At 70.4% G+C, this 22,576-nt stretch carries 18 protein-coding genes and 2 pseudogenes; 7 read left to right on the plus strand and 13 right to left on the minus strand.

Features of this window, described 5'->3' with window-relative positions:
- Positions 1–722: 722 nt before the first annotated feature.
- Together JF597_RS23825 and JF597_RS23830 are read right to left on the minus strand one after the other, a co-directional pair.
- Positions 723–965 carry a DUF397 domain-containing protein gene (locus JF597_RS23825; protein WP_293998190.1) on the minus strand — a complete coding sequence of 81 codons (243 nt, stop codon included), beginning with the start codon at positions 963–965 and terminating at the stop codon, positions 723–725.
- The gene (locus JF597_RS23830; protein ID WP_293998196.1) at positions 962–1,783 is read right to left on the minus strand and encodes a helix-turn-helix transcriptional regulator; all 822 of its coding nucleotides are present in this window, start codon (positions 1,781–1,783) and stop codon (positions 962–964) included. The genes JF597_RS23825 and JF597_RS23830 overlap by 4 nt, the downstream gene beginning before the upstream one ends.
- Before the next feature lie 129 nt (positions 1,784–1,912).
- Between JF597_RS23830 and JF597_RS23835 the strand changes: the two genes are divergently transcribed.
- Positions 1,913–2,377 (plus strand): ATP-binding protein, encoded by a 465-nt coding sequence (locus tag JF597_RS23835; RefSeq protein ID WP_293998198.1) that lies wholly within the window; start codon positions 1,913–1,915, stop codon positions 2,375–2,377.
- Between the two features lie 16 nt (positions 2,378–2,393).
- Here the strand turns inward: JF597_RS23835 and JF597_RS23840 are convergent.
- Positions 2,394–2,747, minus strand: a pseudogene (locus JF597_RS23840) (protocatechuate dioxygenase); the annotation flags it as partial.
- Between the two features lie 124 nt (positions 2,748–2,871).
- On the opposite strand from JF597_RS23840, the gene JF597_RS23845 reads away from it, so the two are divergent.
- Complete coding sequence (locus JF597_RS23845; protein ID WP_293998201.1) at positions 2,872–3,810, plus strand: UTP--glucose-1-phosphate uridylyltransferase; 939 nt, start codon at positions 2,872–2,874, stop codon at positions 3,808–3,810.
- Positions 3,811–4,013: 203 nt separating this feature from the next.
- Positions 4,014–4,307 (plus strand): annotated as a pseudogene (locus tag JF597_RS23850) (FAD-dependent monooxygenase); the annotation flags it as partial.
- Positions 4,308–4,447: 140 nt separating this feature from the next.
- Here JF597_RS23850 and JF597_RS23855 read toward each other — a convergent pair.
- From JF597_RS23855 to JF597_RS23890, 8 genes are all read right to left on the minus strand, one after another.
- The gene (locus JF597_RS23855) at positions 4,448–6,127 is read right to left on the minus strand and encodes a histidinol-phosphate transaminase (RefSeq protein WP_293998204.1); all 1,680 of its coding nucleotides are present in this window, start codon (positions 6,125–6,127) and stop codon (positions 4,448–4,450) included.
- A 195-nt stretch (positions 6,128–6,322) separates the two neighbouring features.
- Positions 6,323–7,477, minus strand: coding sequence for an aldose epimerase family protein (locus JF597_RS23860; protein ID WP_293998206.1), 1,155 nt, complete (start codon positions 7,475–7,477; stop codon positions 6,323–6,325).
- A gap of 161 nt (positions 7,478–7,638) precedes the next feature.
- A complete protein-coding gene (gene mmsB, locus JF597_RS23865) occupies positions 7,639–8,883 on the minus strand; it encodes a multiple monosaccharide ABC transporter permease (protein ID WP_293998208.1) in 1,245 nt (414 codons plus the stop codon).
- Positions 8,880–10,430 (minus strand): multiple monosaccharide ABC transporter ATP-binding protein, encoded by a 1,551-nt coding sequence (gene mmsA / locus JF597_RS23870; protein ID WP_293998211.1) that lies wholly within the window; start codon positions 10,428–10,430, stop codon positions 8,880–8,882. Before mmsA ends, mmsB begins: the two co-directional genes overlap by 4 nt.
- A gap of 44 nt (positions 10,431–10,474) precedes the next feature.
- Positions 10,475–11,584 carry a multiple monosaccharide ABC transporter substrate-binding protein gene (chvE, locus tag JF597_RS23875; protein ID WP_293998214.1) on the minus strand — a complete coding sequence of 370 codons (1,110 nt, stop codon included), beginning with the start codon at positions 11,582–11,584 and terminating at the stop codon, positions 10,475–10,477.
- Positions 11,585–11,702: 118 nt separating this feature from the next.
- Complete coding sequence (locus tag JF597_RS23880) at positions 11,703–12,683, minus strand: hypothetical protein (RefSeq protein WP_293998216.1); 981 nt, start codon at positions 12,681–12,683, stop codon at positions 11,703–11,705.
- 113 nt (positions 12,684–12,796) lie between these two features.
- The gene (locus JF597_RS23885; RefSeq protein ID WP_293998218.1) at positions 12,797–13,801 is read right to left on the minus strand and encodes an alcohol dehydrogenase catalytic domain-containing protein; all 1,005 of its coding nucleotides are present in this window, start codon (positions 13,799–13,801) and stop codon (positions 12,797–12,799) included.
- Positions 13,798–14,955, minus strand: a complete 1,158-nt coding sequence (locus JF597_RS23890) for a mandelate racemase/muconate lactonizing enzyme family protein (protein ID WP_293998220.1) — start codon at positions 14,953–14,955, stop codon at positions 13,798–13,800. Before JF597_RS23890 ends, JF597_RS23885 begins: the two co-directional genes overlap by 4 nt.
- A gap of 201 nt (positions 14,956–15,156) precedes the next feature.
- Between JF597_RS23890 and JF597_RS23895 the strand changes: the two genes are divergently transcribed.
- A complete protein-coding gene (locus JF597_RS23895) occupies positions 15,157–15,993 on the plus strand; it encodes a hypothetical protein (protein ID WP_293998223.1) in 837 nt (278 codons plus the stop codon).
- A gap of 138 nt (positions 15,994–16,131) precedes the next feature.
- Positions 16,132–16,605: a carboxymuconolactone decarboxylase family protein gene (locus JF597_RS23900; RefSeq protein ID WP_293998225.1), complete on the plus strand. Its 474-nt coding sequence runs from the start codon at positions 16,132–16,134 to the stop codon at positions 16,603–16,605.
- Positions 16,606–16,640: 35 nt separating this feature from the next.
- Here the strand turns inward: JF597_RS23900 and JF597_RS23905 are convergent, their stop codons facing one another.
- The gene (locus tag JF597_RS23905; RefSeq protein WP_293998228.1) at positions 16,641–17,090 is read right to left on the minus strand and encodes a MarR family transcriptional regulator; all 450 of its coding nucleotides are present in this window, start codon (positions 17,088–17,090) and stop codon (positions 16,641–16,643) included.
- Positions 17,091–17,181: 91 nt separating this feature from the next.
- On the opposite strand from JF597_RS23905, the gene JF597_RS23910 reads away from it, so the two are divergent.
- Both JF597_RS23910 and JF597_RS23915 read left to right on the plus strand, forming a co-directional pair.
- Positions 17,182–18,180: an NADP-dependent oxidoreductase gene (locus tag JF597_RS23910; RefSeq protein ID WP_293998231.1), complete on the plus strand. Its 999-nt coding sequence runs from the start codon at positions 17,182–17,184 to the stop codon at positions 18,178–18,180.
- A 192-nt stretch (positions 18,181–18,372) separates the two neighbouring features.
- A complete protein-coding gene (locus JF597_RS23915; protein WP_293998233.1) occupies positions 18,373–21,198 on the plus strand; it encodes an NPCBM/NEW2 domain-containing protein in 2,826 nt (941 codons plus the stop codon).
- Positions 21,199–21,356: 158 nt separating this feature from the next.
- Here the strand turns inward: JF597_RS23915 and JF597_RS23920 are convergent, their stop codons facing one another.
- Complete coding sequence (locus tag JF597_RS23920; protein WP_293998236.1) at positions 21,357–22,514, minus strand: serine hydrolase domain-containing protein; 1,158 nt, start codon at positions 22,512–22,514, stop codon at positions 21,357–21,359.
- Positions 22,515–22,576 lie beyond the last annotated feature (62 nt).

Genomic DNA, 22,576 nt, shown 5'->3' on the forward strand with positions numbered 1-22,576 from the left:
CGAAGTGTGTGCGCGCGTCCGTTGTAGAGGCACCGTCGGGCCGCCCGCTTCTGCGGCCAGTGTCGTGCTTCCGCGCCCCGAGTAAAGGGCGCTGCGCGCCGCCTTCGGCGATGGGCCTGCGGCCCACCCTTGACTCGGCGCGCTCCAGCACGGGGGAGAAGCGTGCGGGCGGCCGGAGGGGAACGGGGGCCGACCGGGGCGTTCCCAGCCGTCGGCCGAGCCCGCATCGACGCCGGGGCGCGGCCGCGCCTCGCAGGCACGCCGGGCGGGCAAAGCGGCGAACGGCCGGTGGCGGCCGCACCGTAATGCCCGGCTGGGCCCCCGCCGTTCCGGCGCCACGGGGGGTTTGGTGAACACTTCCCTGCCTGGCACACATCCTCCTGTCACCACTCCGGACGGGGTGGGAGGGAGCATGGCCGATGCGGAGCCGATGGCTCCGGCCCTGCCTTTCGGCCACTCACCACCGGCCGTTCGCCGCTTGGCCGTCCCGGCGTGCCGGTGAGGCGCGATCGCGTCCCTTCACGCCGGCCGCGTACGCAGCCGACCGTGGGGCCCGTTGGCCTGAGCCGCCCACTTTCCCGGGCTGCCCGCTCGCTTCTTCCCCGTGGTGGAACGACCCGTGTCAAGGGTGGGCCGCAGGCCCATCGCCGAAGGCGACGCGCAGCGCCCTTTACTCGGGTCGTGGAGGCACGACGATGAAAGAGAAGCGGGCGGCCCCACGGTCACTTTCCGGCGTACGTGAGGAAGTCGGTCCAGGCGGCGGGGGAGAGGGCGAGCTCGGGGCCCCGGCGGTTCTTGGAGTCGCGGATGTGGATGGTGGTGGGGCAGGTGGCGACCTCGACGCAGTTATCGCCGGATCCGCTGCTGTAGTTCGACTTGTGCCAGGTGAGGGCGACTTCGATGCAGTTGTCGCCGGAAGCGCTGCTGTAGCTGCTCTTGAACCAGGCCAGGTCGGACGTGTTCATAAGTCCCCTCGCATCCGTTGCAACAGGCTCACGGAGTCCTGGATGGTGAGAGCCTGCGAACGCATCCTGGCATACCGCCTCTGGAGAACGCTGACCACTTTCGGGTCGGAGATCAACTGCCCGCTTTCCTGGCCCTCGTTGTAGGCGTACCACCTGTTCTCGGGGGTTTCCAGCAGGCAGATCGGACCTTGTAGGCCCGAGTGTGCCTCCTGGACGAGAGGCATGACCTGGATCTCGACGTTCCGGAGCTCGGCGACCTCCAGGACGTGGTCGATGAGATTCCGTGTGACTTCAGGGCCCCCTGTGCGTCGGAGGAACAGGTGCTCTTCGAGGATGAAGCTGAAGGCGGTGTTCGCCCGTTCCCGTAGCAGCTTCTGGCGTTCCGCTCGCGCAGCCCACCGCTCCTCGATCTCCGCGTCGTCCAGGGGCGGTAGCTGAGCCGCGGACAGCGCATCCACGTAGGCCTTCGTCTGGAGAAGTCCCGGCAGCATGCGACTCTCGTAGGTGTACAGCGTGATCGCCGACGCCTCCATCCGCGCCCACCGCCGAAACCAAGCCGCAAGTCCCGGCTGCCGAGCCACATGCCCCGCCGCCCGCCGTAAGGCCCCCGTGTTGCCCAGGGCCTGTTCCGCCGCCTCCACGAAGGACTCGTCCGGCATGCGGCGGCCCAACTCCACTGACGCCACCGTATGTTTCGAGAACTGCACCCGCTCGCCGAACTCCTCCCTGCTGAGCCCCGCGTGCTCGCGCAAGGCCTGGACCACCGCCCCGAAAGTCCGCAGACTGTCCGACGACTCCGGCTCGACTCCGTCGCCCACGTAGGCCACCTCCCGGACCCATGGTCACGGAAGGTGATCAGTACAGTCCAGTAGGTCACCGAGTACGCGTGCGGGGAGTACGCGGCCGGTACCTGGAGAACCGGCCGTTGCGCGCGGCACATTGGGCGCATGGACGCACCCCCCACCACCGTCACCGTCAGTCGAACACTCGCCCAGCGGCTCAGCGGCACCCCGCGGGGTGCCCGGCTCGCGAGGCATCTCGCCGTTGCCCAACTCCATGCGTGGGGTGGCCGGTTCGCGTCGGCGGAGGTGATCGACAAGGTGTCGGTGATCGTCGCGGAGCTGGCCGCGAACGCCGTGACGCACGGGCGCGTGCCGGGGCGGGACTTCGAGCTGCGGCTCTCGCTGGTGACGGGGAGCGTGCGGGTCGAGGTCACCGACACGCGGGCCGAACGGCGGCCGCCCGGCCCCCGGGACGTGCGGCCGCCGGGGCCGCTGGACGCCGGGGGGCGCGGGCTCGTGCTCGTGGACGCGCTGGCCGATCGGTGGGAGGTGCTGGAGCGGGACTGCGACGGCGCACCGGGCAAGACCGTACGGGCCGAGGTGGACCTGCCGCTGCGTCGCAGTCCCTGAGCGGGCCCCGGGGGTGTCAGGTCGAGACGCCCAGGGTGAGGGTGCCGGTGTAGCCGGCGGACGTGGAGCCGGTGACGGTCATGAGGCCCGAGGGGGCGCCTCCGTCGTCGTGGATCCCGTCCTGCGCGAGGGTCGTGCGGGTGACCGTGTTGGTCGAGTAGGGCGAGACCTTGGCGACCGCCGTGGTGATGGTCTCGTTGATGAAGAGCTGTCCCGTGTGCAGGGTCGAACCGCCGGTGAAGGAGCCGTCGGAGGTGAGGGTGACGCCCGTGTGGACCTTCACGTGGATGTGCACGCACCGGCCCCGGTACCAGCCCGGGTAGATCGTGGTGATGTTGGCGACGCCGCTCGAGTCGGTGAGGACGCCGCCGAGGTGTCACCCGCACGTCACCCGGACGAAGCGTCCCCGGCAGCCCACGTTCTCCCGGCCGCACAGCCTGCGTTGATAGCGTCCCCGTACCCGTGTGCCACGCCGTCCGACCGAGAGAGACCTGATGTCCCCGACGATCCGCAGGGCCGTGATCCCCGCCGCCGGGCTGGGCTCCCGCCTGCTGCCCCTGACCAAGGCCACGCCGAAGGAGATGCTCCCGGTCGGTGACAAACCGGTCATCGAGCACACCGTGCGGGAGCTGGTGGACTCCGGGATCACCGACATCACCATCGTCGTCTCGGGCGGCAAGAGCCTGATCCAGGACCACTTCCGGCCCAACCCGGCCCTCGTCGAGCAGCTGCGCGCCGACGGGAAGACCGCCTACGCGGACGCCGTCGAGGAGGTCGCCGAGCTGGCCCGCAAGGGGCACATCACCTACCTCGACCAGTACGGGCCGTACGGCAACGGCACGCCCGTGCTGAACGCCGCCCGCTCCTTCGGCGACGAGCCCGTCCTCGTGCTCTGGCCCGACGACGTGTTCGTCGCCGAGGTGCCCCGCGCCCAGCAGCTGATCCGCGCCTACGAGCAGACCGGCTGCCCGGTGCTGGCCCTGCTGCCGATGGACCCCGCCGACTCCCAGCGCTACGGCGTGCCCATAGTCAAGGAGGACCTCGGCGACGGCCAGCTGCGCATCACCGGCCTCGTCGAGAAGCCCGCGCCGGCCGACGCGCCGTCGCCGTACGCGGCCATCGGCGGCTACGTCGTCACCCCCGGCATCATCGACGAGCTGCGCGAGCAGACCCGCCGCTGGTACGAGCACCGCACCGGCGAGGTGTACCTGACCGACGCCATCAACGCCTACGCCGGCAGCCGGGCCGTGTACGGCCAGGTCATCCAGGGCCGCTGGTACGACACCGGCAACCCGGCCGACTACCTCGTCGCGCAGATGGCCTTCGCCCTCGCCCACCCCGAGTACGGGCCCGTGCTGCGCGGTCTGGTCAGCAAGCTCGATGAGGGCGGGAGCACGGGCGACGTGCAGGGAGGCGTGCGGCGTACGGTATGATCGTTTCAGAGCTGGTCGCCGTAACTCACGGTGGTTGGTGCTGCGTTGGTGGTCCAAGGAAAGACGCCCCGCTTCCTGTGGGGAAATGCAGGTGCAAGGCCTGCCCGGCGCTCGATCCGGTGCCCGTTCGCGTTCGATGCGGACGGGCACCGTGCCGTTTCCCCCGTTTCCCGGCGCTGGCAACTCCAGGGGCGGGGCGGGGAATGACAACAGCACAGGCCGGCGTGGTGATCGTCGGCGCCGGTCCGGCCGGGCTCGTTCTGGGGAACCTGCTGCTGGACCGGGGCGTCGACTGCGTGATCCTGGAGCGGCGCGACCGCGCCGCGGTGGAGGGCCGGTCCCGCGCCGGACACCTCGCCGCCCACTCCGTGCGCGTGCTCACGGAACACGGCCTGGCCGGCGGCCTGTCGGCCCGCGGAAAGACCCACACCACCTGCCTGTTCCACAGCGACCGCGGCGAGTTCACCCTGGACTGCGGCAGGTCGGGCCCCGGTGAGCCAGGTCTGCCGCACGGTCGCCCCGCGAACTCGTCAGGCGCCCGACCGATGTGACTGGGTCGAGCGCCTGACGCTGCTTCAGTGAGGGGGGCAGGTCGGCCGATGGCGGGGTTGCCACCCGTCGAGTCGGCCGGCTGGAGTCAGCCCGCCTGCCCCATCCCCGCCGCGTTGGGCCAGCTCTGGGCGTTCGGCCAGCCGGTGGCCGGTGCCGGCGCCAGGTTCGGGACCGGTGGGGCGGGCGCGGTCATCCCGCGGACCTGCGCGGCCGTGAGACCACCCCGCGCGGGGACCCCGGGCGGCGTCGGACCGGCCGGCGCGGGAGCCGGAGCAGGTATCGGAGCCGGGGCCGGAGCAGGCACCGGTGTCGGCGCGGGGACGGGTGTCGGCATCTGCATGGGCATCGGTGCCGGCGCCGGTGTCATCGGAGTCACCGGTGCCATCATCGGCTGCTGCATCTGCTGAGGCTGCTGCATCTGCATGGCTGCCGCCGGCATCGGCATCCCGGCGCCACCCTGCTGCGCGGCGACGGGGAGCGGCATGCCGACGCCGGCGGCGGGAGCGGCGGCGAGTCCCGGGAGGGGCCCCGCGCCGACGGCCTGCGCGAGCTGGATGCCCGCCCCGTTGGTCTCGCTCACCAGCCGGTCCACCGCCGCCGTACCCGAGCTGTAGCTGGTCCCGGCGCTCAGCTCGGGCACGGCGGCTCCCCTCCTGGTCCCGTAGAGCACCTGTTCCATGGCGGACACCAGGCGACGCACGTCCACTTCGGGGCGCACCACGAGACGCAGGAAGCGGCTGGAAGACCCGATCTTGTTACCGCACTCGCGGACCAGGATCCGGTGCTCGGTGAGCATCCGGTCCCGCACCACGGTGCCCTCGGCGCCGACGGGAAGGCGCACGAAGAGGAAGTTGCCCTGCGAGGGGTAGACCGTCAGGCCGGGCAGGGTGGCGAGCTGGCTGGCCATCTCCAGGCGGTCCTTGCGGACCTGGAGCAGGCTCTGCGCGTACTCGACGCCGTGCTCCTTGAGCATGAAGACGACGTACTCGGCGAGCGCGTTGAGGTTCCACTTCGGGAGCATCGAGCGGACCTTGCCGGCCAGCGCGGGGTTGGCCACCATGTAGCCGAACCGGATGCCGTGCAGGCCGAAGTTCTTGCCGAGGCTGCGCAGCACGATGACGTTCGGCCGGAGCATCGCCTCCTGGACGACGCTGGGCTCGGCCTCGGCGTCGGCGAACTCCAGGAACGACTCGTCGACGACGATCAGGTCCAGGTCGGCCATGGCGTCCATGAACTGCACCAGCGCCTGCTTGTGCAGGAAGCCGCCGTCGGGGTTGTTGGGGTTGCAGATGACGGCGACCCTGGTGCCGCGCTTGCGGATGAACTCGGCGTACTGCGCGAGGTCGAGCGCGAAGCCGTTGGACTCCTGGAGCGGGAACATGTCGACGCGCTTGCCGGTCTCCATCGGCTGGTCGGTCCAGCGGCCGAAGGTGGGGACGGGGACGGCGAGGGACTCGCGGACCAGCAGGTGGTCGATCCAGGTGATCAGCTCGGTGGACCCGTTGCCCATGGCCACGGCCTGCGGGGGGAGCTGGAGGAGCTGGCACAGCTCGGCGGTGATGGTGTCGGCGCTGCTCGGGTAGAAGGTGATGATGTCCTTCAGCCGGGACGCCATCGTTTCCATCATGGCCGGGGTGGGGAAGTAGGGGTTGCAGGGAATGCAGAAGTCGACCGGACCGGTTCCGTCGCCCCCCTCGCGGGTCAGCGCCGCCATGGACGGGCTGTGGGCACCGCTGCGGAACAACGAGGTGACGCTGCCGGCCATTGAACCTCCGTATGAGGCGGGCCCGATGGGGACGTCCGGGCCCGTCGTCTTGGGCGGCCCGCGCGGGGGAGCACGGGCCGCCCTTGAGTACGGATGCGCCTGCGGCGTTGTTCAGCCAGTGTGAAAGAAGTGTGAGTTCACGTTTCTTCCCCGGCGTGGGCGCGACCAGCCCCTTACCGGCCGCGCCCACGCGCCTCAGGCGTCGAACGAATGGACCGTCCGCGTCCGGTAGACCTGTCCCGGTCGCAGCACCGTCGACGGGAAGTTCGCGTGGTTCGGCGAGTCCGGGAAGTGCTGGGTCTCCAGGCACAGCCCGTCGCCCTGCCGGTAGGTGCGGCCGGAGGTGCCGATGAGGGTGCCGTCGAGGAAGTTGCCCGAGTAGAACTGCAGACCCGGCTGGTCCGTGGCGATCTTCAGGGTGCGGCCGGAGCGCGGGTCGCGCAGCGTGGCGATGTGCTCGGGCCTGGCCGTGACACCCTTGTCGAGGACCCAGTTGTGGTCGAAGCCCTTGGCCTGCACCTGCTGGGGGTGACCCGCGCGGATGTCCCGGCCGACCGGCTTGCCCTTGCGGAAGTCGAAGGGGGTGCCGGCGACCGTGGCCAGCTCGCCCGTCGGGATCAGACCCGAGTCGGTGGGTGTGTAGCGGCCGGCGGCGATCGTCAGCTCGTGGTCCTCGATCGTGCCGTTGCCCTCACCGGCGAGGTTCCAGTAGGTGTGGTTGGTGAGGTTGACCACGGTGGCCTTGTCGGTGGTGGCCCGGTAGTCGATGATCCACTCGCCGTGCCGGTTGAGGGTGAAGGTCACCTTCGTCTTCAGGGTGCCCGGGTAGCCCATCTCGCCGTCGACGCTCGTGTAGTGGAGGTGCAGGCCGACGTCCGAGCCCGAGGTGAAGCCCTCGATGTCCCAGACCTTCGTGTTGAAGCCCTTGGCACCGCCGTGCAGGCTGTTGACGCCGTCGTTGACGGAGAGCTGGTAGGTCTTGCCGTCGAGGGTGAACTGACCCTTGGCGATCCGGTTCCCGTACCGGCCGATGGTCGCGCCGAAGAAGGTGGTCCCGGCGACGTACGCGGCGAGGTTGTCGTAGCCGAGCGACACGTTGGCGTACCTGCCGTGCCGGTCCGGGATCTCCAGGGACTGGATGATGCCGCCGTAGGAGAGGACCTTGAGGCGGGTGCCGCCGTTCTCCAGGGACCAGCGGTAGACCTTGGTCCCGTCGGCGAGCGTGCCGAAGAGCTCCTTCACCGGCTTCCTGCCTCCCGGGGCGGCCTCGGCACTCCCCGTGCCGAGGGTGGTGGCGGCGATGCCCGCGGCCGCGGCTCCCGCGATGACCGTGCGTCTGTTCAGTTCCATCTAGCGGCTCCTTGAAAAGAGAGTTGAAGGCGCCCGCTGGAACCCGCGCCCCGTAGGGGCGCGGGGCCGTGCCGAAGAGGCGGCTGCCGCCGCGCGGGCGCGACCAGCCCCCACCGGCCCGCAGCTTTTGTTCGGCCTTCCAGCGGAGCGTCGTCGCTGACTTACGAACCGGACTTGCGCTTGTTCCACACGTCGAAGCCGACCGCCGCGAGGAGGGCGAGGCCCTTGATGACCTGCTGCCAGTCGGTGCCGACGCTGAGGAGGTTCATGCCGTTGTTCAGCACGCCGAGGACGAGACCGCCGATGATGGCACCGAGGATGGTGCCGACACCGCCGCTCATGGAGGCGCCGCCGATGAACGAGGAGGCGATCGCCTCCAGTTCGAAGCCGTCGCCCGCCTTCGGCGAGGCCGCGTTCAGCCGGGCCGCTACCACCAGCCCGGCCAGGGCCGCGAGCACGCCCATGTTCAGGAAGACGTAGAAGGAGACCTTCTTGTCCTTGACGCCGGACAGCTTGGCCGCCGGCAGGTTGCCGCCGATGGCGTAGATGTGCCGGCCGAAGACCGCGTTGCGCATCACGTAGCCGTAGCCGACGACCAGCGCGCCGAGCACGATCAGGATGATCGGGGCGCCCTTGTAGCTGGCCAGCAGCATGGTCATGACGAGGATGGCGGCGACCAGCGCGGTCAGCTTCAGCAGGAACAGCCGGGTGGGCGGCACCTCCAGCGCGAACTCCTGCTGGCGGCGCCGGTCCCGGAACTCCTGCCAGACCACGGCGGCGATCAGCACGATGCCCAGCAGCAGCGTGATGTTGTGGTAGTTGGTGTTAGGGCCGACCTCGGGGAGGAAGCCGTTGCCCAGGTTCTGCAGCCCGTTCGGGAACGGGCCGATGGTCTGGCCCTGGAGCAGGATCTCGGTGAGACCGCGGAAGAGCAGCATCCCGGCGAGGGTGACGATGAACGACGGTATGCCCAGGTAGGCGATCAGGAACCCTTGCAGCGAGCCGGCCACGGCGCCCATCACCAGGCACAGGACCAGCGCGATGGGCCAGGCCACCCCGTGGTTGACCGTCAGCACGGCCGCGAAGGCGCCCACGAACGCGGTCAGCGAGCCGACCGAGAGGTCGATGTGCCCGGCGATGATCACCATCATCATGCCGATGGCCAGGATCAGGATGTAGCTGTTCTGGAGGACCAGGTTGGAGACGTTGCGCGGCAGCAGCAGGTCGCCGTCCGTCCACACCGCGAACAGGGCGACGATCAGGCCGAGCGCGATCAGCATGCCGTACTGGCGCATGTTGCGGCGCAGCCCGCCGAGGACCAGCTGGAGCAGGTTCCCGTCGGCGGCCGATCCGCTCTTGCCCGGCGGCGCGGGCGCCGGGCTCTTGGCGGTGACATCCGTGCTCATCGCGTTACCTCTTTGTCCTTCGTCATATGGCGCATCAGCACTTCCTGCGTGGCCTCGGCCCTGGGCACCTCACCGGTCAGACGGCCCGCGGCCATGGTGTAGATGCGGTCGCACATGCCGAGCAGTTCGGGCAGCTCGGAGGAGATGAAGACGACCGCCTTGCCCTGGGCGGCGAGCTGGTCGATGACCGTGTAGATCTCGTACTTGGCGCCGACGTCGATGCCGCGGGTCGGCTCGTCGAGGATCAGCACGTCCGGACCGGCGAAGATCCACTTGCTGAGGACGACCTTCTGCTGGTTGCCGCCCGACAGCTTGCCCACCGGCTCGAAGACCGTCGGCGCCTTGATGTTCATGGACTTGCGGTAGCCCTCGGAGACCTGCCGCTCCTCGTGCTCGTCCACGATCCCGCGCTTGGCGACCTTGTTCAGCGCGGTCAGCGAGATGTTGCGGTTGATGGTGTCGATGAGGTTGAGGCCGTAGTGCTTGCGGTCCTCGGTGACGTACGCGATGCCGTGCCGGACCGCCTCGGCGACCGACTTGGTACGGATCTCCGTGCCGTCCTTGAGGACCGTGCCGCCGTCGTAGCGGCCGTAGGTCCGCCCGAAGACGTTCATCGCGAGCTCGGTGCGGCCGGCGCCCATCAGGCCCGCGATGCCGACGATCTCGCCGCGCCGGACGTGGATCGACACGTCGTCGACGACCTTGCGCTCGTGGTCGATCGGGTGCCGCACGGTCCAGTTGCGGATCTCCAGGGCCGGCGCCGCGTCCGTCTCGCCCTCGTACGCGGTCCGCTCCGGGAAGCGGTGGTCCAGGTCGCGGCCGACCATGCCAGCGATGATCCGCTCCTCCGTCGTCTCCTTCGACTTCACGTCGAGGGTCTCGATGGAGTGGCCGTCCCGGATGATCGTCACCGAGTCGGCGACCCGGCGGATCTCGTTGAGCTTGTGCGAGATGATGATCGAGGTGATGCCCTGGTTCTTCAACTCCAGGATCAGATCGAGGAGTTTGCCGCTGTCCTCGTCGTTCAGAGCCGCGGTCGGCTCGTCCAGGATGAGCAGCTTCACCTTCTTCGACAGCGCCTTCGCGATCTCCACCAGCTGCTGCTTGCCCACGCCGATGTCGGTGACGCGGGTCTCCGGGTGGTCGTCGAGACCGACCCGGCGCAGCAGTTCGGTGGCGTGACGCAGGGTCTCCCGCCAGTCGATGAACCCGCCCTTGGCGTGTTCGTTGCCGAGGAAGATGTTCTCCGCCAGCGAGAGGTACGGCGACAGCGCCAGCTCCTGGTGGATGATGACGATGCCGCGCTGCTCGCTCGCCCGGATGTCACCGAACTTGCAGAGCTCACCCTCGAAGAGGATGTCCCCCTCGTAACTGCCGTGCGGGTGGACGCCGGAGAGGACCTTCATCAGGGTCGACTTGCCGGCGCCGTTCTCCCCGCAGATGGCGTGGACCTCGCCCTGGCGGACGGTCAGCGTGACGTCCGACAGCGCCTTGACGCCGGGAAAGGTCTTGACGATCGAGCGCATTTCCAGGACGGGTCCCGCCATGGTCGTGCCTTCCAATCAGTAGGACAACGTGTGGGGGACGGACGTCACTTGAGCTCGGCGTCGGTGTAGTAACCGCCCTTGACGAGGACTTCCTCGTAGTTGGACTTGTCGACGCTCACCGGCTGCAGCAGGTAGGCGGGGACGACCTTGGACCCGTTGTCGTACGTCTTGGTGTCGTTGACCTGCGGGGTCTTCTTGTTCAGGACGTCGTCGACCATGGTCGCGGCGACCTTGGCGAGCTGCCGGGTGTCCTTGTAGACGGTCTGCGTCTGCTCACCCGCGATGATCGACTTCACCGAGGCCAGCTCGGCGTCCTGCCCCGTGATGACGGGCAGCGGCTGGCTGCTGGAGCCGTAGCCGTCCGACTTCAGCGCGGCGATGATGCCGATCGAGATGCCGTCGTACGGCGAGAGCACCGCGTCGACCTTGGCGGACTTGTAGGACGAGGTGAGGATGTCCTCCATGCGGGACTGCGCGGTGGCACCGTCCCAGCGGAGCGTGGTGACCTTGTTGAGCGCGGTCTGGCCGGACTTGACCACCAGCTGCTTCTTGTCGATGTACGGCTGGAGCACGCTCATCGCGCCGTTGAAGAAGTACTTGGTGTTGTTGTCGTCGTTGGAGCCGGCGAACAGCTCGATGTTGAACGGGCCCTTCTTGCCGCTGTCCAGGCCCAGCTTGTGCACGATGTACGTGCCCTGCTCGACGCCGACCTTCTCGTTGTCGAAGGACGCGTAGTAGTCGACGTTCTTCGTGCCGAGGATCAGCCGGTCGTAGGCGATGACCGGGATGTTGGCGTCCGCGGCCTCCTGGAGCACGTTGTTCAGGGACTTGTTGTCGATGGCCGCGATGATCAGGCCCTTGACACCCTGCGTGATCAGGTTCTCGATCTGGGAGACCTGGGTGTCCGGGTCGTCCTCGCCGTAGACCAGCTTGGTCTTGTAGCCCTTGGACTGCAGGTCCTTGACGACGTTCTTGCCGTCCGCGATCCAACGCTCGGAGGACTTGGTCGGCATCGCGATGCCGATCGTGCCGCCCTTGGCGCTGCCGCTGCCCTCCTTGCTGCCGCCCTCACTGCTCTGTCCGCAGGCGGACAGCGTCAGAGCGAGCGAGGCGGCCCCGGCTATGAGGGTGAGGGCGCTTCTGCGAGTACGCATGGTGATCGGTCCCTGTTCTTCTCGTCGTTGAGAGGTTTCAAGCAAGGTCGGTGGAGCGCCCCGTAGGGGGCGCGGGGAACTGCGCGACCAGCCACTGACGGCCCGCAGTCCCCGACGCTCATTCAGCGGCACCCTCGACGGGGAACCGGCGGAGAGAACCCGGCAACCGCGACCCCAGCGGCGCCATCTCCCCGTCCGCCCCGTGCCGCGCCAGCAGGTCCAGCGCGAGCCGCCCCCGCCGCACCCGCTCCTTGGCGGTGCTGAGGGTCACCTCCCGCAGGTGGTTGCCCCACGGGTAGATGCCGGGGGCCTTGGACAGGCCGAACTTCAGGTACACCGGCGCGCCGCGCCGGATCAGCTCGGCGACCTCGTACATCCGGACGTAGCCGCCGAGGTCGTCGGGGGCCTCGATGTACATGTCCATGGGGGCACCCGACACCCGCCGGATCTCGGTGAGGTGATCGAGCGTCAGATCGCTCGGCACGTTGATGGAGTCGGCGCCCAGATGCTCGAAGACGGCGTACGAGGCCGGGTTGACGGGACCGACCAGCGCCGAGACCTTCAGGGTCGTGTCGGCCGGGATGATCCCCGCCTGCCGGGCCCGGTGCAGCGTCCACAGCACGCCCTCGTCGGCGACCAGCAGACACTTGACGCCCAGCTCCGTCGCCCGGACCGCGTCCTCGACACAGCCGGCGACGGCGTCGTGGCCGCGGGCACGCAGTCCGGCCCCCCGCGAGTCGGAGCGCACCGAGCCGCCGATGTCCCAGGTGCCGCGCGGGCCGGTGAACAGGCAGAGCTCGATGTCCCGTTCGTTCGTCGCCTCGACCATCTCGGTGATCTCGGCGTCGGTGAGCATCCACACCCCGCTGCCCTGGCTGATCCGGTGGATCGGCACGTCGAGCCGTGAGGACTCCTTGAGGACGACGGCCAGCGCCTCGGGGCCCTCGCAGGAGGGGATCTCGGTGCGCCACTTCCCGCCGCCCGGGAAGCTGTGGGCGGAGGCGTCGGCGGGGTCGAGGGCGGGCGCGCCCAGGCCGAGGGCGGCGAGCGCCTGCTCACCGGGTCGGCGGGCCGCCGTAACGGAAGCGTCGGTCGTCACAAGCTGTCCTTCGTGTTCGGTATTTCGGACAAGGTTCGCGGCTCGGGGCAGAGAAAGGGCTTGGTGGTACGCCGGCCACGGCGAGGTCAGGGCCCGCCGCGACCGGCGTACGACTAGGGGCGGAGCAGCACCTTGCCCACCTTCGGATCACCGGCCCCCACCAGCTCGATGGCCTGCGGGAACTCGGTCAGCGGCAGCTCGTGCGTGACCAGCGGCAGCGGGTCGAGGAGGCCGGCCCCGAAGACGCGGACCGTGTGCGACCAGGCGTCCGGCGGTGCCCCGAAGACGGTGTGCACCTCCAGTTGCCGTACGACGAGATCGGTCGGGTCCAGGCCGTCGGCGCCCGCGGCCGGGATCCCGGTCAGGACCAGGCGTCCGCCGCGCCTGAGCAGGGAGGCGGCGGTGCGCGCGGCGGACGCGGACCCGGCGGTCTCGATGACCACGTCGAAGTCGTCGGGGAGCTCCTGGTCCTTGGTACGGAAGTCGGTGGCGCCGAACTGGCGGGAGAGGGCCTCCCGGTCGTTCCGCGTGCCGACCACCAGCAGCTCGCCCGGCGAGATCGCGTGCAGGAACTGCACGGCGAACATCCCGAGCGTCCCCGTGCCGACCACCGCGACCCGCTCGCCCGGCTGGGCGTTGCCCTTGAGCGCGGCGGCCGCGATGCAGGCGGCCGGCTCCAGCAGGGCCGCGGCCGTCAGGTCGGCGTCGTCCGGAAGGGCGTGCAGCAGCCGGGCCGGGAGGGTGAGGGTGGCGGCCATGGCGCCCGGCTGGGTGAAGCCGGTCTCCTCGTAGCCGTCGGTGCACAGGGTGGTCTCCCCGGCGTGACAGCGGTCGCACACCTGGCAGTTCCGGAACCCCTCGCCGACCACCTTGCGGCCGACGAGCGAGGCCGGCACTCCGGCGCCGACCGCCCGTACCGTCCCGGACCACTCGTGGCCCGGCGTCAACGGGTAGCGCACGTACCCCTCGGGCCGGTTCCCCTGGTACACCTCACGGTCGCTTCCGCAAATCCCGACCGCGTGCACGGCGACCAGCGCCTCGCCGGGACCCGGCTCGCGGGGCGTGTGCTCCTCGACCCGGTGGGCGCCCGGCGCCTCGACGACGACCTGGGAGCTCACTTCGTGCCCTTCGGCTTGCGCTGCTCCCAGCCCTCGGCCCACAGGTCGAACCGGGCCTGCTGCTGCGGGAACTCCGCGGCGGCGTCGGCGTCGAACTCGACCCCGAGCCCCGGCGCGTCCGACAGGTGGAAGTAGCCGTCCACGACCTCCGGCGCGCCCCTGACGACCTTCTTGATCTCGGCGTCGGCGAAGTCGTTGAAGTGCTCCAGGATCTTGAAGTTCGGGGAGGTGAACCCGACCTGGAGGGAGGCGGCGGTCAGCACGGAGCCGCCGACGTTGTGCGGGGCGACCAGCACGTAGTGCGTCTCGGCGGTGGCGGCGAGCTTGCGGGTCTCCCAGATGCCGCCGATGTGGCCGACGTCCGGCTGGATGATGTCGACCGCCTGGCTCTCGAAGAGCTCGCGGAACTCGATGCGGTCGTGGATGCGCTCACCGGTGGCGACCGGGATGTCCACCTTGGCGGCGACCTTCTCCAGCGCCTTCAGGTTCTCCGGCGGGCACGGCTCCTCCAGCCAGGCCGGCTTGAAGGGCGCGAGCTCGCGCACGAGCCGTACCGCGGTGGAGGGCGAGAACCGGCCGTGCATCTCCAGCATCAGCTCGGCGTCCGGCCCGATGGCGTCCCGGACGGCCTCGATGAGCGACACGGCGTACAGGGTCTGCTCGTGGTCCAGCTCGAAGTGCCCGGTGCCGAACGGGTCGATCTTCAGCGCCTTGTACCCGCGCTCCATCACCCCCTGCGCGGCCTTGTGGTAGGCCTCCGGCGTCCGCTCGGTGGTGTACCAGCCGTTGGCGTACGCCTTGACCTTGTCGGTCACCTTCCCGCCGAGCAGCTGCCACACGGGCACGCCCAGCGCCTTGCCCTTGATGTCCCAGCAGGCCGTCTCGATCACGGCGATCCCGGACATGACGATTTCACCCGCCCGGCCGTAGTCGCCGTACTTCATCCGGCGTACCAGGTCTTCCACTGCGAACGGGTCCGAACCGAGAATGTGGTTGGCCTCGGCCTCTCGCAGATAGCCGATCAGCGCGTCGGTGTGACCGAGCATCCGGGTCTCGCCGACTCCGGTGATCCCCTCGTCGGTGTGCACCTGGACGTAGGTCAGGTTGCGCCACGGCGTCCCGACCACGTGTGTGCTGATTCCGGTGATGCGCACGGCAGTTGCCCCTCAGCTGTTCGAGATTTCGTCACACGTTCGAAATGCTGGCGTGACAGTAAGGACGGGGCGGCAGGGGTGTCAATGGGTCGAACAGGTAACGGTTTCGGCAAGGCTTGCGATACGTTTTTCGGTCCCCCACAGAACCTTCACAGAGGTGGCTGGTTAAGTGACTCGTGGGGAACTTAGTCTTCCCGCGTCATGGACTACTGCCACCCGTGCCGACGGCACCTCAACGGCGCCCTCGCCTGCCCGGGGTGCGGGACCGCCGCCGAAACGCTACGCGCGTCAGCGCCGGAGGCGGCCACCTCCGAACCGGTCACGCGCGGTGAAACGCCGTACACGGAGCCGGAGTTCGCCGACGGCGGGTACGGCCCCGGCCCGGAGGGCGACGAGAGTGACGAGGACGCCGCGGCCGACGGAGCGCCGGCGGGCGGCCGGGCCGAGCGGCGGCGGGCGGCGCGCGGGCGTGGCGGCCGGGGCCGGGGGCAGACCGCCGAGGACCCGGAGGAGCCGCTGTCGGCCCCTGACGGAAGCCGTCGCGACCGCAAGGCCGCGGCCCATCGCCGACGCCGCCGCAGGGTCCTCCTGGTGGCCGCGGCCTGCGTGCTGGCGGCGGGCGGCCTGAGCCTCGCCGAACTCGGCTCGGACGCCATACCGTTCACCAGCCCCGGCCCGGCCTCGGCGGGCGGCGACACGGCCGACGGCGGGACGTCGACGTCGTCCCCCGGCACCACGGCCCAGCCCCTGGACGACGCCTCCGGCGCGGCGGGCGCGACGAGCTCCGCCTCGGCCGGCCCCTCCACCTCCCCGTCCCCCTCCTCCTCGAAGGACAAGGCGTCCGGCTCCCCCTCGGCGTCCCCGAAGGACATGGACGCCCAGTCGGCGACGGCGGGTTCGGGCGCGGTGACGGCCCCGGCGGCGACCCCGACCACCACGACGGCCTCGACCCCCACGGCCGACCCGACGACGTCCGACCCGTCCCCGGCCCCGTCCCCGAGCCAGACGTGCAACCGGTTCTTGTGGTGGTGCACCTGAAGGAAGCGCCCGCTGGAGCGCCCCTTCACGGGTGCGGGGAGGAGCCCGCCAAAGCAAATCCAGCAAACGTGTCACATTCGGCGAACCCGCTCCGTCGTAGGTGCGTACCCCACTGAGCCACGCCACAGGGAGCGCCCCATGGAAGCCCGTCTGAACCTCTTCGCCATCCCCGTCGCCAACAAGCTGATCAAGGCCTTCAACGGCGCGGGCAAGGCCGCCGAGGGGACGTCGATCCCCGCCGCCACCCTGGAGCTGGTCAAGATCCGTGCCAGCCAGATCAACGGCTGCGGCTTCTGCCTCGACATGCACACCAAGGACGCGGCCGAGGCCGGCGAGACCCAGCAGCGCCTCCACATGGTCGGCGCCTGGCGCGAGGCGACCGTCTTCACCGAGGCCGAGCGCGCCGCCCTGGAACTGTCCGAGCAGGGCACCCGGATCGCCGACGCCGCGGGCGGGGTCCCCGACGAGGTGTGGGAGAACGCGGCCAAGCACTACACCGAAGAGGAACTCGTCGCGCTGGTGGCGACGATCGCCCTGATCAACGCCTACAACCGGCTCAACGTCATGTTCCGGCAGCCGGCCGGCGACTACCGCCCCGGCCAGTTCGCGTAACCCCGGGCGGGGGCCGGTGCCGTCGGGCGCCGGCCCTAGGCGTCCCGCATCCTGCGCAGCAGATCCCGCAGCGACAGCCGCTCCTCGTCCGACAGCCCCGCCAGCGGCTCGCGTGCGAAGCGCAACCCCTCGCGCAGGTCACGGGCGACCCGGCGGCCCTCGTCCGTCGCCGCGGCCAGCTTCACGCGGCGGTCGGCCGGGTCGGGCCGCCGCTCCACGAGCCCGCGGGCCTCCAGCCGGTCCACGATCCCCGTCACGTTGGACGGCTCGCACTTCAGCTTCTGCGCCAGCTTCCGCATCGGGAGCGGCTCCAGCGAGAGCAGGCTCAGCAGTCGCGCCTGCGCCCCGGTGAGCGCGTGCTCGCCCGCCGCGTCCTCGTAGTCCGCGTAGAAACGGGCCACGACGTCCCCGATGAGCTCGACGACCTCCAGGGTCAGGGCGTCGGGGCGGCGGGTCTTCGCTGAGCTGGGCTGTGGGGTGGACATGCGCTCCAGAGTACCGCGTTACTTGACATCCTGAAATATTCAGGAGCATGGTTGTTTCAGGTACTGAAGTAGTTTCGGAAAGGCGCATGTCATGATCAACCGCGAGTGGCACCTGCTCAGCCGTCCCGTCGGCTGGCCGAAGCCCGAGGACTTCGCCCTGGTCGAGGCGGAGGTCCCCACGCCGGGTGAGGGGCAGGTGCTGGTACGGAACAAGTACCTCTCCGTCGACCCGTACATGCGCGGCCGGATGAGTGCCGCGAAGTCGTACGTCGCCCCCTTCGAGCTGGGCAAGGTCATGCAGGGCGGCGCGGTCGGCGAGGTCGTCGAGTCGAACGCCGAGGGCATCGCGGCCGGCGACCACGTCCTGCACTTCTTCGGCTGGCGCGAGTACGCGGTCGTGGACGCGAAGAACGCCGTCAAGGTGGACGCGGCGGCCGCGCCCCTGTCGACCTACCTCGGCGTCCTCGGCATGACCGGCCTCACGGCCTACGCGGGCCTGCTGCGCACCGCCTCCTTCAAGGAGGGCGACTCCGTCTTCGTCTCCGGCGCGGCCGGCGCGGTCGGCAGCCAGGTCGGCCAGATCGCGAAGCTCAAGGGCGCCTCGCGCGTCATCGGCTCGGCCGGCTCGGACGAGAAGGTCAAGCTGCTGGTCGAGGAGTACGGCTTCGACGCGGCCTTCAACTACAAGAACGGCCCGGTCGCCGAGCAGCTGCGCGCCGCCGCCCCCGACGGCGTCGACGTCTACTTCGACAACGTCGGCGGGGACCACCTGGAGGCTGCCATCGGCCAGCTCAACCGGGACGGCCGGATCGCGGTCTGCGGCATGATCTCCGTCTACAACAGCACCGAGCCCGTCCCCGGCCCGAAGAACCTCGCCCGCCTCATCCAGACCCGCGGCCGGATCGAGGGCTTCCTGGTCGGCGACCACTACGACCTGCAGCCGCAGTTCGTCGCCGAGGTCGGCCCCTGGGTCGCCTCCGGGCAGCTCAAGTACCGCGAGACGGTCGTCGAGGGCATCGAGAACAACCTGGAGGCGTTCCTCGGGGTCCTGCGCGGCGACAACACCGGAAAGATGATCGTCAAGCTGTAGCGCGACCGCGATCGCTCGACGGCGCGCCGGAGGTCCCTCCGGCGCGCCGCCCGTCGTTCCGTGCCGGATCCTGTCGTGCCGGATCCTGTCGTGTTGGATCCTGTCCGAAGTCTTCCCTGGAGCTGTGCGTTCCTGTAGCCATGTGCGCGGAGGTGTTCGCCTCCGCTGGGTCTCATGGGTCGGGAGAGCCGCATGCTCCAGTTCGTCCGGTATCGCGCGCTGTCATGGCTCGCGGTCATTAGCTGCCTCGCCTTCGTGTTCGGCGCTCTGACATCGTTGTCAGCGCGGGCCGCCGCCACGGCCTCCACGCCGCCGTCCACCGCGATCACGGTGGACGGGTCCGGCACCGGCCGCACCTTCGACGGCATCGGTGCCATCAGCGGCGGCGGAGGCAACTCCCGCCTGCTCATCAACTACCCGGAGCCGCAGCGCAGTCGGATACTCGACTACCTCTTCAAGCCCGGCTACGGGGCCGCCCTGCAGCTGCTCAAGGTGGAGATCGGCGGCGACACCAACTCCACCGACGGCTCCGAACCCAGCATCGAGCACACCCGCGGCACCGTGCACTGCGACAGCGGCTACGAGTGGTGGCTGATGGAGCAGGCGAAGAAGCGCAACCCGGACATCGAGCTGTACGGCCTGGCCTGGGGCGCCCCCGGCTGGATCGGCAACTCGGCCAACACTCCGGGCGGCGGCGACTTCTGGTCCCAGGACATGATCGACTACCTGGTCGACTGGCTGGGCTGCGCCCGGCAGCACGGCCTGGACATCGACTACCTGGGCGGCTGGAACGAACGCGGCTACGACACGGTCTGGTACGAGAAACTGCACGCCGCGCTCGCCGCCCGGCACCTCCCGGTGCGGATCGTCGCCGCCGACTCGGGCCTGGACGTGGCCGACTCCGTCGCCGCCGACCCGCAGTTCGCGGGCTCCGTGGACGTCGTCGGCGTCCACTACCCGTGCGAGGGCGGCGACGGCGGCAGCGCGAACACCTGCTACAGCTCCGACACCGCCCAGGCCACCGGGAAACCCCTGTGGGCCAGCGAGAACGGCTCCCTCGACGAGAACACCGGCGCCGGTGCGCTGATCCGCTCCATCACCCGCGGCTACCTCGACGGCCGGTACACCGCCTACCTCAACTGGCCCCTACTGGCCGCGATCTACCCCAACCTGCCCTACGACACCGTCGGCCTCGCGGTCGCCGACGAGCCGTGGTCCGGTGCCTACCGGCTCGGCACCAGCCTGTGGACCACCGCCCAGGTCACCCAGGTCACGCGTCCCGGCTGGACGTTCGACGACCAGGCCAGCGGCTACCTCGGCGGCGACCGGGCAGACGGCAGCTACGTCACCCTCAAACCGGCCGACAACTCGGCCTACAGCACCGTCGTCGAGACCTCCACCGCGAGCACCGCGCAGACCGCCGACTTCACCGTCGGCGGCGGGCTGCCCACCGGCACCGTGCACATCTGGGCCACCGACCTCGCCGCCGGCGGCAAGGGCTTCGTCCACACCGGCGACGTGACCCCCCGGGCCGGGCACTTCTCCGTGACCCTCCAGCCCGGTCACGTCTACTCCCTGACCACCACCACCGGCCAGGGCCACGGCACCGCCGTCAGCCCGCCGCGGCAGCACCTCGCCCTGCCCTACCGGGACTCCTTCGAACGGCCCACCTCCGGCCGGGAGGCCACGTACCTCTCCGACATGCAGGGTTCCTTCGAGACCACGGCCTGCGGCGGCGATCGGCCAGGACGCTGCGTACGGCAGATGGCGGCGCAGCAGCCCATCGAGTGGCAGGACGACAGCGACGCGTTCGCACTGCTCGGTGACCCGGACTGGCGCGACTACACGGTCCGTTCGGACGTCTACCTGGAGCAGCCCGGCACCGTGGAGCTCATGGGCAGGGCCGGCGAGCAGCAGCGCCCCCAGTCCCACCAGGCGGGTTACTTCCTGCGGGCCGCCGACACGGGTGCCTGGTCCGTCGTCAGAAGCGACACCGCCGGCCGGCTGACCACCCTCGCCGCCGGCACCACCCGGGCGCTGGGCACCCGGCACTGGCACACCCTCGCCCTGAGCTTCGGCGGCACCACCATCACCGCGAGCGTCGACGGCCGCCGGGTCGGCGCGGTGGACGACTCCGCCTACCCGGCCGGGCAGGCCGGCCTCGGCGTCGTCGGCTACCAGACCGACGAGTTCGACAACCTGGCCGTCACCCCCGTACGGCATCCAGCCGCACCCCCGGCGGCCCTCACCGCCGGCCTGCCCGCCACCGTCCAGCGGGGCGCGTCGGCGACCCTCACCACCACCTTCACCCTCCCGGCGACCGGCGGCGCGGCCACCGGCCTCACCCTGACCCCCGGCACCCCGGCGAACTGGCGGGCCACCCCCAGCACGCCCGTCACCTTCGCGAGAATCGCCCCCGGCCACTCGGTCACCGCGAGTTGGACGGTCACCGCGCCCACGGCCACGGACACCCCGGTGACCAACACGTTCACGCCGCTGGCGACCTACGACCGCGGCGGGGTACGGCACTGGACCTACGGCGGCGCGAGCACACGGGTGCCGATTCCGGCGCCGACCGGGAACCCGTACCTGAGCGACCTGTCCTTCGTCTCCGCCGACAACGGATGGGGGCCGGTGGAGCGGGACATGTCCAACGGGGAGCAGGCGGCGGGGGACGGGCGGCCGATGAGCCTCCGGGGCACCGCGTTCGCCAAGGGGCTCGGCGCGCACGCCGCCAGTGACGTGGCCTTCTATCTCGGCGGCGACTGCAGCCGGTTCACCGCCACGGTCGGCGTCGACGACGAGGTGGCGCCCTACGGGTCGGTCGTCTTCTCCCTGGTCGGCGACGGGCGCACGCTGGCGACGACACCGGTGCTGACCGGGGAGTCGGCGGGGGCGGCGCTGGACGTCGACGTGACCGGCGTCCAGGAGTTGCGTCTCGTCGTCGGGGACGGTGGGGACGGGAACGCGCATGATCATGCGGACTGGGGTGGGGCGAGGCTCGCGTGTGGTGAGTAGGCCGCGCCCTCGGGGCGTGGGGTGCGGGCCACTCGTCTGCCGGGTTCGGCCTTGACGCCGGGTGCGGGTGGTCGGTGGTTGCTCGCGCCCACGCGGCGGATCCGCAAATCGGTACAGCCCCGCGCCCCCAAGAAGAGGGGCGCGTCCAGGCGAGGCACTCACATAGTCAGGGTTGCCTTGTGTACGGCCAGTGCGAGCCGGTCGTTCTCCGGGGCCGCGCCCCCCGGGAACGCGAACCGGCGCCTCGTGTAGCCGTAGGCGATGCCGCTGCGCGGGTCCGCGAAGGCCTGGGAGCCGGCCGCTCCGCTGTGGCCGATCGTGCCCGCGCCGAGGAACGGGTGCCAGGTGTCGGCCGTCGCCTGGAAGCCGAGGCCGTACGACTTGTGGGTGCGGGCCACCAGGTCGTACCCCACCGAGTGGATCTGGCCGAACTCCGCCACCGTGTCCTCCTTCAGCAGCGGGGCCTCGCCGCCGACCTCGCTGAGCAGGGCCGCGTACATCCCGGCCAGGCCGCGCGCGGACGCCACCCCGCCGAAGGAGGCCGGGCCCTTGGCGCGGACCCGCCGGTCGTTCGGGAGGGCCGCCAGGTCCGTGGGTTCGGCGGTGTGCTCGTTGAAGGCGATCCCCGCGAGGGTCTGCGGGCCGGACGGGACGGAGTCGAGCAGGGCCTGCTGGTCGGGTGTGGGCAGCATCGGCCGGGTGGTGCGGAAACGCGGCTCGTGCGCGGCCGGCAGGCCCAGGAAGAAGCCGAGGCCGTACGGCGCCCGGACCCGCTCCTCGTACACGTCCTGGAGGGTACGGCCGGTCGCGCGCCGTACCACCTCACCGGTGAGCGCCCCGAGGACGAGGGCGTGGTAGCCGAAGGCCGTGCCCGGGCGCCAGAACGGCCGCTGGTCGGCGAGGCGTTCGGCCATCGCGCGGTCGTCGGACAGCTCCTGAGCGTTGAACCCGGTGTCGGTGCCGACCAGGCCCGCCCGGTGCGCGAGCAGGTCCCGCAGGGTCAGCGTGCCCTTGCCCTCGGCGCCGAACTCCGGCCAGTAGTAGGTGACCTTGCGGTCCAGCTCCAGCGTGCCGTCCTGCACCAGCATCGCCACGACCAGGTGCGCCGCCCCCTTCGTGGACGAGAAGACGCCGTACAGGGAGTCTCCGTCCGCCCCCTCGCCCGCCCACAGGTCGACGACCCGCCGGCCGTGGACGTACGCGCACAACTGCCCCTCGTAGTCGGCCGGTCCGTCGGCGACGACGGCGGCGAACTCCTCGCGCACCGCTTCGAAGCCCTCCGCGACCGTGCCCTGGACGGTGATCTCCTGCGTCATCCGTTCTCCTCAACCGAGCCGCCCGGGGACGGCTCCCACTGTGAACAACGCCCTACCCGCCT

This window comes from Streptomyces sp. (assembly GCF_019510245.1).
Taxonomy (GTDB): Bacteria; Actinomycetota; Actinomycetes; order Streptomycetales; family Streptomycetaceae; genus Streptomyces.